Source organism: Terrabacter terrigena (assembly GCF_042676085.1).
Lineage (GTDB): Bacteria > Actinomycetota > Actinomycetes > Actinomycetales > Dermatophilaceae > Terrabacter > Terrabacter terrigena.
The window spans coordinates 306,566-318,900 of record NZ_JBHTKH010000002.1; the positions used below are offsets into that span (position 1 = coordinate 306,566).

The 12,335-nt window shown below is 69.6% G+C and carries 10 protein-coding genes; 3 read left to right on the top strand and 7 right to left on the bottom strand.

The window, feature by feature from the left end; translation table 11 throughout:
• Window positions 1-182 precede the first annotated feature (182 nt).
• A complete protein-coding gene (locus ACFQ2V_RS05665; RefSeq protein WP_386051544.1) occupies window positions 183-1,421 on the bottom strand; it encodes an HNH endonuclease signature motif containing protein in 1,239 nt (412 codons plus the stop codon).
• A gap of 61 nt (window positions 1,422-1,482) precedes the next feature.
• Here ACFQ2V_RS05665 and ACFQ2V_RS05670 point away from each other — a divergent pair, with 61 nt between their 5' ends.
• The 3 genes from ACFQ2V_RS05670 (at window position 1,483) to ACFQ2V_RS05680 (ending at window position 4,362) form a co-directional block, all read left to right on the top strand.
• Complete coding sequence (locus ACFQ2V_RS05670) at window positions 1,483-1,788, top strand: hypothetical protein (protein ID WP_386051546.1); 306 nt, start codon at window positions 1,483-1,485, stop codon at window positions 1,786-1,788.
• A 129-nt stretch (window positions 1,789-1,917) separates the two neighbouring features.
• Window positions 1,918-3,699, top strand: coding sequence for a DEAD/DEAH box helicase (locus ACFQ2V_RS05675; RefSeq protein ID WP_386051626.1), 1,782 nt, complete (start codon window positions 1,918-1,920; stop codon window positions 3,697-3,699).
• 114 nt (window positions 3,700-3,813) lie between these two features.
• Entirely contained in the window at window positions 3,814-4,362 is a 549-nt protein-coding gene (locus ACFQ2V_RS05680) for an NADPH-dependent FMN reductase (protein ID WP_386051548.1), read from the top strand.
• A gap of 141 nt (window positions 4,363-4,503) precedes the next feature.
• Here ACFQ2V_RS05680 and ACFQ2V_RS05685 read toward each other — a convergent pair whose 3' ends face one another.
• The 6 genes from ACFQ2V_RS05685 to cpaB are packed head-to-tail and all read right to left on the bottom strand — an operon-like array spanning window position 4,504 to window position 12,285.
• Window positions 4,504-6,087: a hypothetical protein gene (locus tag ACFQ2V_RS05685; RefSeq protein WP_386051550.1), complete on the bottom strand. Its 1,584-nt coding sequence runs from the start codon at window positions 6,085-6,087 to the stop codon at window positions 4,504-4,506.
• Complete coding sequence (locus tag ACFQ2V_RS05690; RefSeq protein WP_386051552.1) at window positions 6,009-6,920, bottom strand: type II secretion system F family protein; 912 nt, start codon at window positions 6,918-6,920, stop codon at window positions 6,009-6,011. Before ACFQ2V_RS05690 ends, ACFQ2V_RS05685 begins: the two co-directional genes overlap by 79 nt.
• Window position 6,921: 1 nt before the next feature.
• Entirely contained in the window at window positions 6,922-8,913 is a 1,992-nt protein-coding gene (locus tag ACFQ2V_RS05695; protein ID WP_386051554.1) for a type II secretion system F family protein, read from the bottom strand.
• A 5-nt stretch (window positions 8,914-8,918) separates the two neighbouring features.
• Window positions 8,919-10,313 (bottom strand): CpaF family protein, encoded by a 1,395-nt coding sequence (locus tag ACFQ2V_RS05700; RefSeq protein WP_386051556.1) that lies wholly within the window; start codon window positions 10,311-10,313, stop codon window positions 8,919-8,921.
• Window positions 10,310-11,488 (bottom strand): AAA family ATPase, encoded by a 1,179-nt coding sequence (locus ACFQ2V_RS05705; RefSeq protein ID WP_386051557.1) that lies wholly within the window; start codon window positions 11,486-11,488, stop codon window positions 10,310-10,312. The genes ACFQ2V_RS05700 and ACFQ2V_RS05705 overlap by 4 nt, the downstream gene beginning before the upstream one ends.
• A complete protein-coding gene (gene cpaB / locus ACFQ2V_RS05710) occupies window positions 11,485-12,285 on the bottom strand; it encodes a Flp pilus assembly protein CpaB (RefSeq protein ID WP_386051559.1) in 801 nt (266 codons plus the stop codon). Before cpaB ends, ACFQ2V_RS05705 begins: the two co-directional genes overlap by 4 nt.
• Between the last annotated feature and the right edge of the window lie 50 nt (window positions 12,286-12,335).

The window sequence follows — 12,335 nt, forward strand, 5'->3', positions numbered from 1 at the left end:
GTCTCGGACCCTTCGCTCTGTGGCGGGCACCGGGCGCGCGCCTCGGACCCCGGGCGCGCGTCTCGGGCCGCGCGCGCTCTGGGACGAACGCGGGGCGTGCGTCTCGGGCCGCGCGCTCTGCGGCGGCGCCCTGCGCGCGTCTCGGACCCCGCGCGCATCGAGCGGGGTGCGGGGCGCGAACGCTAGACGTGCCAGGTGACTCCCGTCGCCGTCACCCTGGCCGTCAACCCTCTCCGGTGGACCACGGTGTGGTGGCGCCCGCAGAGGAGGGCGCCGTTCGTGAGGTCGGTGCAGCCACCGTGCAGCCAGTGCACGACGTGGTGGGCGTCGCACCACATCGGGGGCACCGTGCAGCCCGGGAACGAGCAGCCACCGTCGCGGACGGCCAGGGCTCGACGCTGCGCGGGGCTGAACAGCCGCCTGGTGTGGCCGAGGTCGAGCACCTCGGACCGTGCGCCGAGGACCATGGGGACGACGCCCGCCTCACAGGCGAGCCGGCGCACCGCCGACGGGGAGAGCGCGGCGTCGGAGTCGAGCAGGCCTGCACCACGGACCTTCTCGAGCAGGGCGTCGAGGGACATCGTCACGACGAGTGTGGTGCGGGGCGAGCGAGTCACCCCCTCGGGCGCGGCCACGCCCCGGCCCACGATCTCGAGGAGCGCATCGGCACGTCGGGTTGCCGGGGTGCGCGGGTCGATCTCACCGGCGCCACCGTCGAGGCAGAGGTCGGGGCGCGGCGCCGAGAGCGCGTCGACCGCCGACTCGACGACCGCCGCTCCCTCAGGGTCGAGGCGCAGCTCGAAGACCGAGAAGCCGGCGGAGGACCGCACCCTGCGGAAGGAGCGCCCCAGCCGCAGCCCGGCCTCCTCGGACTCGAGCGCGGCCGGCGGCTTGAGGGTGGCGCGCGCGTGGGAGATGAGTCGCGCCAGCTCGCGACGGTCGAGCACGTCGCACGCCTCGACCATCGAGTCGACGACCGCGGCCAGGTGGTCGGGGTCGGCGACGCGGACCACGTCGTCGTGGAAGCGGACGATCGCGGCCGCGTGGGCGACGGGCACCTCGGAGGCACAGACCCGCTCGGCCAGCCGGGCCCACCGCGGCTCGTTCATCGCGGTCGCCACACGGGTGACTGCGGCCGCCTCGGGGCCGTCGAGACCCGTGTCGACGTGGGTGCGCAGCCAGTCGGTGCGCGAGAGCCCGTCGTCGGCGCCGAGCCCGCGCGAGTCCGCCTCGGCCGCCAGCACGGCGGTGAGGGACTGGCTCAGCTGGCGCACCTGCTGGGCGTGGCCGATGACCGCGCCGACCTCGGCCTCGGGCAGCGACCAGGTCGGGAAGTCGCGGGTGAGGTCACGGAGCGTGTCGGCCATCGAACGCAGCACGTCGACCAGGCTCTCGGTCTCCAGCACGGCTGCCGTCCTCATGCAGACCACTGTAGAGTCGACCACTGACAATGCATGACGTCGTCACACCTGGAGGAGCTTCGTGCCCGAGACCGCCAAACCGGCCGACCGCACCAAGGTGCTGTCGGTCCGCCTCACCAGCGAGGAGTTCGACGCCCTGTCCGAACGAGCGACCGAGGTCGGGGTCGGCCCGTCGACCCTCGCGCGCACCCTGGTCCGTCGAGGGCTCGCGATCGGCACGTCCGACACGGCGGGCGCCTCGGCTCCGTCGAGCCACCCCGACACGGCTGCGCCGTCGAGCGCTTCCCTGTCGCCCCTCGAGGCCCAGCTGGTCGCCGGCCTCGCCGCTCGCATCGAGGTGCTCGAGAGATGGGTGGCCGAGCACTGATCCCGCACGTAGAGGGGGCGGACGGCATACGGAAGGTGGAGGACGGCATACGCCAGCAGGCGAAGACGACCGAGCCCGTGTCGCCCGCCCGGCCCGACCCACTACCGTCGGGGGGTGAGCGATCAAGGGATGGAACCGGAACAGCATGACCAACCCCACCAGCCCGACCAGCCCGACCAGCCCGAGCAGGTGACGTTCGCCGATCTCGGACTCGACGAGCGGGTGCTCAAGGGACTGCGCGACGTCGGCTACGAGCACCCGTCGCCGATCCAGGCGGCGACCATCCCGGCGCTGCTCGAGGGCCGCCACGTGGTGGGGCTCGCGCAGACCGGCACCGGCAAGACGGCGGCGTTCGCCCTGCCGATCCTCAGCCAGCTCGACCTCAGGCAGAAGACGCCTCAGGCCCTGGTACTGGCCCCTACGCGCGAGCTCGCGCTGCAGGTCTGTGAGGCGTTCGAGCGGTATGCCGCGCGCCTCCCCGGCGTGCACGTGCTGCCCGTCTACGGCGGGCAGGCCTACGGGGTGCAGCTGAGCGCGCTGCGACGGGGCGTGCACATCGTCGTCGGCACGCCCGGACGCATCATGGACCACCTCGACAAGGGCACCCTCGACCTCAGCCAGCTGCGCTTCCTCGTGCTCGACGAGGCCGACGAGATGCTGAAGATGGGCTTCGCCGAGGACGTCGAGACGATCCTGGCCGACACCCCCGACGACAAGCACGTCGCGCTGTTCTCGGCGACGATGCCGGCCCAGATCCGGCGCATCTCGAAGAAGTACCTCACCGACCCCGTGGAGATCACGGTCGAGACGAAGACGACCACCTCCCCCAACATCACGCAGCGCTACCTCACGGTGAGCTACCCGCAGAAGGTCGACGCCCTCACGCGCATCCTCGAGGTCGAGAACTTCGAGGGCATGATCGTCTTCGTCCGCACCAAGAACGAGACCGAGACGCTCGCGGAGAAGCTTCGGGCGCGCGGCTTCTCGGCGATGGCGATCAACGGCGACGTCGCCCAGGCCCAGCGCGAGCGCACCGTCGAGCAGCTGAAGTCCGGCAAGCTCGACATCCTCGTGGCCACCGACGTCGCCGCCCGCGGGCTCGACGTCGAGCGCATCAGCCACGTGGTCAACTACGACATCCCGACCGACACCGAGTCCTACGTCCACCGCATCGGCCGCACCGGCCGGGCGGGGCGCAGCGGCGACGCGATCTCGTTCGTCACCCCGCGCGAGCGACACCTGCTCAAGGCCATCGAGAAGGCGACCCGGCAGTCGCTCGTGCAGATGTCGATGCCCACCGTCGACGACATCAACGCCACCCGCCTCACCCGGTTCGACGACGCGATCACCGAGGCGCTCTCGACCGACCGCGTCGACTTCTTCCGCGACGTCATCGCGCACTACGTCAACGAGCACAACGTGCCCGAGGCCGACGTCGCCGCCGCCCTGGCCGTCGTGCTGCAGGGCGACGAGCCGATGCTGCTCGAGCCCGAGCCGGAGCGCCCGGCCCGGCGCAGCTTCGACCGTGACGACCGTCAGCGGGGCGACGGCCGGCGCGACGACCGCCCTGGCGGAGGCAGGGGCCGCGACGACCGGCGGGAACGCGGCGGCCGCAGCGGCGCGGGAGGGCCGTTCGCCACCTACCGCATCGCCGTCGGCCGACGACAGCACGTCGAGCCCCGGCAGATCGTCGGCGCCATCGCCAACGAGGGCGGCCTCGGGCGCGGGGACTTCGGTCACATCGACATCCGCGCCGACCACTCACTCGTCGAGCTTCCCGCGAGCCTGCCCTCAGGCGCCTGGGAGCGGCTGCGCGGCACGCGCATCTCGGGCCAGCTCATCGAGCTCGCACTGGACGAGGGGCGGCGGGGCGGGCGGGGCGCCGGGCAGGCGAAGCGACCGCGCTCCTGACGGCGCTTCCCGCAGGCCGAGGGGACGGCATACGAGATCGGCGTGTGACACGGGCCACATGGCGAGCACGGCCGGTCAGGAAATGCCCAGACGCCCGTGATAGTTAGTTGAAGCGTGAACCAGTTGCGCATCATCGTCTCCAGCACCCGTCCCGGCCGCATCGGCCCGAAGGTCGCCGAGTGGGTGGCCACGCAGGCTCCCACCGACGCGTGGGAGGTCGAGCTGCTCGACTTGTCGACGCTGCCCTTCTTCGACGAGGAGGACATGCCGAAGAACGGCAACTACGCCAAGCCCCACACGAAGGACTGGGCCTCCAAGGTCTTCGAGTCCGACGCGATCGTCGTCGTCACGCCGCAGTACAACCGCAGCTTCCCGGCGCCGATCAAGAACGCGATCGACTACCTCTTCGCCGAGTGGGACAGCAAGCCGATCGCGCTGGTCGGCTACGGCTGGACCGGCGCGGCGGACGCCACAGCCGACCTGACCAAGGTGCTCGAGCACGTCAAGGCCGACGTCGTCGGCTCGACCGGCCTCGTCTTCACCCAGGACATCTCGCCCGAGGGTGAGCTCGACGTCACGGCCGAGCGCCGGGCCGAGGTGGCAGGCCTGCTCGAGGCGCTCGGCTCCAAGGTCACCGACCTCGACTCGGTCAGCGCCGGCTGACCTCCTCTCGACCTCTGGGCCGACTCCCGGTCCGACCCCTGCGGGCGCGTCCTCTTCGGACGCGCCCGCAGTGCGTCTCGAGGCAGCAGGCGGCACCCGATCGCGTGGAGCGGGCTCGGACACGACCGGCTCGCCTGCGCGCTACTGGACCAGTCCGTCGTTCCGTGCGGTGGCGCACCTGACCATGATCCGAAGGTCGGCCGACCCGCCGGCCGGACAGAAGCCGGCACGAACGGCCTCGTCGGCGTCGCTGGGCCCCAGAGGCACATTCGGAAACAAGCGCTCGGTGAGGTCCCTCGGAAAACGTGACAGCAGAAGGACATCGGAACCACGCACGTCGTCCGCCATCTGTTCGGCCACCGTGGTCGAGATCCCGATCGGCATCTCCAGGTAGTACGCGTCGGTCCGCAGCTCAGGGAAGAGGAAGTAGAGCTGGACAGGGGTGACCGACGGCATCCGCATGTCCTGCGTCCCGACGAACACCCTCGCTCCGGGCGAGACGAGGTGCAGAACCGACCTTCGCAGCTCGTTGATCGCGCCGACGTCTTCCGCGGGCACCTCGACTGATCGCCCCGCGACTTCGTAGGCAGCCGAGGGGCCCGGCGCAACCAGCAGCCGAGAGGGCACGATGAGGAGGGCCAGCACCACGACGAGCGCACCGCGGCCGATCACCGACGGCCACCTCGACGCGGACTCCGGCCGGCCGAACCCAGCGAGGACCACGAACGGGGCGCCGAGCGCCATGAGATAGCCGAGATGATCCAGGTCCGTTCGTTGGACCAGCTGCGGGAGCATGAGGGCGACGAGCAGCACGCGCGACCAGGCCTCGGCGGAGCCGACACGGATCGCCGACAGCAGGAGCACCAGAAGTGTGGCCACAGCGAGGCACAGGATCACCACGATGTGGCCGTCGATCTGCATCCTGGCGTTGACGAGGCCACGTTGGAGCACGACGTTGTCGAACGCACGACCTCCCCACGTCACATAGAAGACCACGGAGGGGGCCGAACCCGTCGCCACGCCGAGGACGGCACTTCGCCAGGCGGCCCGCGAGGTGAGGAACGGCAGACCTGCCGCGAGCGCAGGCAACGCCATCTCCGGACGAAAGAACGCGCTGAGCGCCAACAAGGCGAACGCTGGCACCAGGCGCCTGCGTCCCTGCAGGAGAACGATCCCCCAGACGATGCAGCACAAGCCACCGACCCAGGCATAGGCGGCCAGACCGAGCGGCGTGAGGCACAGGACGCTCAGCAGCGAGGCTCCGACAGCGAAGACGCGGCCGCGTCCCAGAGCGAGCCGGTACACCCCCAGCACCACGAGAGACTGCAGGGCGAGACCCACCAACCGCTCGACCACGAGACTGCTCCCGAGCATCGCGAAGGCACCAGCGGTCAGAGCGAAGGTGCCGGGCCCGTAGACGGTGTAGAAGTCGCGCTGTGGCAGGCGCCCGTCGAGGATCTGTTGCGCGTAGAGGACGATGATGCCCTCGTCCTGGGTGACGAGCGGCGCGTGCAACCAGGGCAGGCGCAGCGCGGTGAGAACACCGAGCACGATCGCGGGCCCAACGAGGCCCATTGCGTGACGAGCCGCGGTGGAGGACGTCATGACGCCCGCGTCACGACGTGTCAGGCCTGCGGTCCGAACGCTCACATCCCCAGAAGGGTGTGCATCAGACGGATGACGCCCGGGCCGATGATGACGATGAAGAGCGCAGGCAGGATGCACAGCATGAGCGGGAAGAGGATCTTCACCGTCACCTTCTGGGCCTTCTCCTCCGCCTTCTGCCGTCTGGCGAGACGCATCGTCGCGGTCTGCTCGCGCAGCACGCCGGCGATGGGAAGCCCAAGTCGGTCGGCCTGCACCAGCGCGGTGATGAAGTTCTTCACCTCTGGCAGTGTGACGCGGTCACCCATCGCGGAGAAGGCCTCACCGCGGGACTTGCCGATCTGGATCTCGGAGAGCACGCGGGCGAACTCACCCGAGATCGGTCCCTCGACGTTCCGCGCCACCTGGAGCAGGGCGGAGTCGAAACCCTGGCCGGCCTCGACACAGACGGTCAGCATGTCCAGTGCATCGGCCAGGCTCTTGCCTGTCTCCTCCTGCCGCTTGAGGGCGAGGTTGTAGATGAGCAGATCGGGCAGGAAGAAGAAGAGGACAGCCCCGATGAGGGCGAAGAGCACTCCCTTGACGGACATCCCGCCGTACGCCCCACCGAGGAGCGCGCCGACCAGCAGCGCCGCCCCCTTCAGTCCCATGATCCGCTCGACCGACCACGCGGCTGGGTTCCCTGCCCGGTCCAGCAACGTCGCGAGCCGCGCCTCGGCGCCGGACGGCGAGAGCTTTCCAGCGAGCGAGTGCATCCCTTGGAAGATGGGGACGACCAAACGGTCCTTGGAACCGAGCTCGCTCTTGACGACGGTGCGCTGGTCGACCATCCCGTCGACCAACAGGAGCGACTTGGCGACGCCGGTCGGCTCGCCGGAGCCCCCGCCGATGGAGAGCACCAGGCAGACGATCGCAAGACCGACGAGGCCGGTGCCGATGTAGAGGACGTTCACGTCACACCTCGATCTTCACGACGCTGCGCATCCAGAGCATGCCGACGAACAGGCTCACGATTCCGCCGATGCCCATGAAGACTCCGATCTGGTCGGTCCACAGCAGCGAGACGTAGTCGTAGTTGACCCGCATCATGTAGAAGAACAGGAAGATCGGCATCGCGACCAGGATGTAGGCGGAGAGCTTTCCTTCGGCGGAAAGCGTCGCCACCTGGCGCTGGAGGGACTCGCGCTCGCGGAGCGTGTTCGCCGTGGTGCGGAGCGTGTCGGCGAGGTTGCCGCCCACGTCTCGCTGGATACGAATCGACATCACCGCCCAGCGCATCGAGACGCTCCCCATTCGCTCACCCATACGCTCCAGGGCGTCGGTGATGTCGGTGCCGATGCGCGTCTCGGCCAGTGCCCGGCTGAACTCCTTGGCGGCCGGCTCTGCGGTGTCGCGCGCCACGGCATCGAGGGCCTGGGGCAGACCGAAACCACTCTTGAGGCTGGTGGAGACCAGCATGAGGATGTCGGGGAGCTGACGCTCGAAGTGCTTCGAGCGGCGGGCAGCCATGAACCGCAAGGCGACCGGCGGCAGCACCAGACCGACCAGCGCCCCGGCGCCCAGCGGGATCATGGGCGACTCCGCGCCGAACAACCAACCTCCCACGACTCCGAGGACCACGGCGATGACGCGGACGACGAACCACTCCCCGGCACGGAAGGGAAGGTCTGCGCGCTCGATGAGAGACATGGTGGTCTTCGTCGACTCACGGTCCTTCATCACCTTCTCGCCCAGGTCGAGAAGCGACTCGGTGATGTTGTGCTGGGCGGCCCGGGCTTCCTCGCGAGCTGCGCTGCGGCTGCCGACCACGTAGCCCTCGATGGCGGCGACCCGGCGCTCACGACGGGTCTGCAGGGTCGGTGCGGACACAACCATGACGAAGGTGAGCACCGCGAGACCGAGTAGTCCGGCCGCGATCCACGGCACATAGTTCGGCTTCGTCAGAGTCGCGAGGCTGTCGACGACCGAGCCACCCGCGATGGCCTGCGCGCTGGCCTGTGGCGCGGGAACGGTGCTCGGGGCCGCTGCAGGCACTGGGGCATCGAACCGAACCTTGCGCGTGAACGCGAACGACGTCCCACCAGCGACTCCCGCCACCTCGACCTGGTGATCACCGGCCTTCACGCCGGGCAGGGACAACGAGAACTGCACCTGCTGGTCGAGCGCCTTCGCCGCGGTCTGGAAGGCCGAGGCCACCGCTGCTGTGTCCGCCGCAGGAACCACGGATCCACCATTGGCGGAGGCGAATCCGCTCAGCGCCGTCACCGCGTCGGGGTCAGAGGTCTTGAAGCGGACCACGTCGACACGCACGCCCGCCGAACGCAGCTTGTCCACCGTCGTGCTCAAGGTGGCAGGCCCGTTCCGCGCGACCGTGTCGGCGCCGTCACTGAGGAGAAGGATGCTGCGGTCCCCCGTCGCTCCGAGCGAGGTCGTCGCCGCCGACATAGCGGCGTAGAGGCTCGTGTTGCCCCGCGAAGCCAGACCGTCGACCACCCGCTGGACCGCCTTCCGGTCCAAGGTGGGCGCCAGGTCGACGCCGGCAGTGTCGGCGAACGAGGTGACTCCGACGAGGACGTCGCTGGGCACCGTGGCGAGGAACGTCTTCGACGCGGCGCGGACGGTCGCCATGCCGCTCACACCCATCGACCCGCTCGTGTCGATGACGAGCATCGCCTTGCGGGCGCGCTTCGGCGCCTGCTTCACCGTCGGCTTGTGGTCGACGCCGTCCACTCGCACGGTGAGCCGGCCGGCATCCACCTGGACGGCGGATCGGCTCCGGAGCGTGAGCACGCCCGTCAGCAGCGAGGCGGAGCTCGACGTGGTCGTGGACACCCCGCTCAGGCCGACGGTGACGCTGTCAGCGGCGCTCGCCGGCATCGAGCCCACCACCACGACGATCGCGGCAAGCCCTGCCGTGACGGCGGCCGGGACCAGACGACGGAACACCGGAGTCACCGCGCCATACGTGAGAACAGCTGCACGGGGAGCTCGACGCCGAGGTCCTGCAGGTCGGATGTGAACTTCGGCCGGATGCCTGTCGGAACCATGCCTCCGAGGAAGCGACCGGCATCGTCACGGCCCGCCGAGTAGTCGAAGAGGAAGATGTCCTGCAGGGTGATCACGTCGGACTCCATGCCCACGACCTCGCTGATCGCGGTGATGCGACGCGTACCGTCCTTGAGCCTGGACTGCTGGACGATGAGGTCGACAGCGCCGGCCACCTGCTCGCGGATGGCACGCACGGGGAGCTCCACGCCCGCCATGAGCACCATCGTCTCGAGACGGGAGAGGCTGTCGCGCGGGGTGTTGGCGTGCACCGTCGTGATGGAACCGTCATGACCGGTGTTCATCGCCTGCAGCATGTCGAGTGCTGCGCCGTCACGGATCTCACCGACGATGATGCGGTCAGGACGCATACGGAGGCAGTTCTTCACGAGGTCACGGATCTGGATCGCGCCGCGGCCCTCGATGTTCGGCGGTCGAGACTCGAGTCTCAGCACGTGGTCCTGCTGCAGCTGGAGCTCGGCCGCGTCCTCGATGGTGACGATGCGCTCGTCGGCCGGGATGAACGAGCTCATCACGTTGAGAGTCGTCGTCTTTCCGGAACCCGTGCCACCGCTGATGATGATGTTGCGCCGGCCCTTGACGCACGCAGCGAGGAAGTCACGGATGTTCGGCGTGATGGTGCCGAACGTGATGAGGTCCTTGTCGGTGAACGGGTCCGCCGAGAACTTTCGGATCGTCAGCAACGAGCCGTCCAACGCGATGGGTGGGACCACCGCGTTGACACGGGACCCGTCGGGAAGGCGCGCGTCGACCATCGGGCTCGACTCGTCGACGCGCCTGCCGACGCGACCGACGATCTTGTCGATGGTGCGCCGAAGGTGTGCGTCGTTCGAGAAGGTCGCCTCGACGGGGAACAGCTTGCCGGCGCGCTCGACGAAGATGCTGTCCGGGCCGTTGACCATGATCTCGGAGACCTCTGGGTCACGCAGGTAGGGCTCGAGTGGCCCGTGGCCGAGGATGTCGTCCGACACGTCCTGGGCGATGCGCGTCCGGTCGGCGTGCGACAGCGGCGTCTGCTCGAGGTCGATGACCTCCTGCAGCGTCGTGCGCACCTGGGCGGCGAGCTCTGCCTCGGCGAGGTGCGGGTCGTAGAGCCGCGGCCCGAGCTGCTCGACGAGCGCCTGGTGCACGCGCTCCTTGACTCCCGCAAAGGGGTCCACGGCGCGACGCTTCACGACAGGGGTGGGACCGGCGGACGGCCGTACCTGCGTCGGCCCGGGGTCGACGACGACCTGCTGCTGCGCGCGTGCTCGGTCGAGCCTCTCGGCAAGGTTGCTCATCGCTTGCTCCTCAGGAGTCCGAAGGTGCTCCGCTTGGCGCCGTTCTGGAGGTCCTCGCCGAAGCGGCGGCGGATCTCGGTGTCCGCCAGCTCGCGAAGCGCCATCGCCACAGGGCTGCGGGGCTCGTCGAGGATGATCGCGACACCGCGGTTGACCGATGCCGGCACCGCCAGGGTGTTGGGGATGTTGGCCGAGATCGGCGCCTTGAGGGCGGCCTCGACGTCGTCGGGTCGCAGGCCGACCTTGGCGTCCGCACGGTTGAGCACGATGGTGCGCGCCTCCCTGGAGGCACCGAGCGTGTCGAGCGTGTTGATCGCGATCCTGAGGTTCTTGACTGCGGGGATGTCGAGCGTCGCCACGAGCACGGTGAGGTCGCTGAGGTCGAACGCCGCCAGCACGTGCTCGGTGAACGACGGTGGCGTGTCGACGAGGACGTAGTCGTAGTTGGCCCGGGCGACCCGGAGCAGCTCGACGATGACGTGTGACGGCACGCGCTCGGCATCCGCGGGGTCCGGGGGTGCCGCGATGACGTCCAGACCGCTCGGCTCGTGCCGGGTGACGACGGACTGGACGCCCTGGGCGTCGAGGTGCCCGCTCATGGCCACGAGGTCTCGCACCGACCCGGGCGGCTGGAGCTGCAGGCTGATCGCGACGTCACCGAACATGAGGTCGAGGTCGACGAGAACGGTCCGAGCGCCCGTCGACGCGAGGTAGGTCGCCAGGTTCGTGGAAACGGTCGTCTTGCCGACCCCGCCCTTGGCGCTGAAGACGGTGATCACCTTGCCGTCGCGGGTGCCGCCACCGGCCGCCCCGTGCCCGACGAGCTGGGCGGTGAGGGCGTTCGAGCGGCGTACGGCCTCGGCGATGGCGTTCTGGTCGTCGGCGGCGACGACCTCGCGGACACCGCTACGCAGCGCCTGGGCGAGCACCGTGACGTCGAGCCGGTGACGCAGCAGGATGACGCCGAGCTCCGGCCTGGCAACGCGCTCCTCCTCCGCCAGGTTGCAGGCGGAGTCGAGGTCGATGTCGGGGCCGATGATGACGAGCGCGTGCGACGGGTCGTCCTCGAGGGCCCGGCTGACGCGTGGCCCCGAGGTGAGGTGGAGTGCGTCCCCGCCGAGGGCGAAGTGGTACGCCTCCCCGCCGCCGGCGGTCGCGTCCCAGAGGATGGTCATGGCGTCGTCACCGCCTCGCGCAGCTTGAGGTCGGTCACCTCGAGGCCTGGGTCGACCTTGACGTCCGACCCGCGAAGCGCGGCATACAGGGTGCGGTTGTTGATGCCGTGGATCAAGATGGGCGCATCCGCGGGGCTCACGGCCACCGTGACCAGGAAGCCCCCGGCCTGCGACTGCGCCTGGGCGGTGGGCTGCTCACCTTCCGCCGTGGTCTTGACGGGGGCCGACAGCGGCGCGTCACCCATGCCGATGACGAGGACGTCGGGCAGCAACAGGCTCGTGCCGTGGACGTCGTTGTCGTTGAGGATCTTCGCCTCGGGAGTGTCGCGGAGATCCTTGATCTGGTAGCTCTGGTAGATCGCGATCTTCGAGCCCGGCGTCACGAACCTTCCGACACGGGCGGGGTCGCTGAGCTGAACCGACACCGCGAGCATGCCCGACGGCACCTCGATGGCCTTGTCTCCCACCGGCGTGGACCCGAACCGCGCCGCAAGGAGGAACTCGCCAGGCTGGACGTCGGACAGCGCGAGGAGGTTGTTGTTGTCGGCGTTGATCTCCTCCAGGGCTCCCGCCGGAAGCGCCTTGGCCGCGACGACCGTCTCGACGATCATCTCCTGCCGCTGCGCGTCCTTGAGCGTCGTGCCCGCAGGGATCGGCTTCTGCGCGACGTACACCCGGGCGGGCGACTCGGCGGCGATCGCGCGAGCGTCCGCGTTGCGGGCATACGTGATGACCATGGCCCCGCCGCCGATGGCAAGGACGACGGCGAGTGCGATGGCAAGGATTCGACGGTTCATGATCTGTGACCCCCCAGGGTTGTGTCGCGTGCAGGAGTACGAGCGGTGTG

Coding starts and splice junctions, on each gene's coding strand:
- ACFQ2V_RS05665 (WP_386051544.1), bottom strand. CDS start 1,421: ATGAGGACGGCAGCCGTGCTGGAGACCGAGAGCCTGGTCGACGTGCTG.
- ACFQ2V_RS05675 (WP_386051626.1), top strand. CDS start 1,918: ATGGAACCGGAACAGCATGACCAACCCCACCAGCCCGACCAGCCCGAC.
- ACFQ2V_RS05700 (WP_386051556.1), bottom strand. CDS start 10,313: ATGAGCAACCTTGCCGAGAGGCTCGACCGAGCACGCGCGCAGCAGCAG.
- ACFQ2V_RS05705 (WP_386051557.1), bottom strand. CDS start 11,488: ATGACCATCCTCTGGGACGCGACCGCCGGCGGCGGGGAGGCGTACCAC.
- cpaB (WP_386051559.1), bottom strand. CDS start 12,285: ATGAACCGTCGAATCCTTGCCATCGCACTCGCCGTCGTCCTTGCCATC.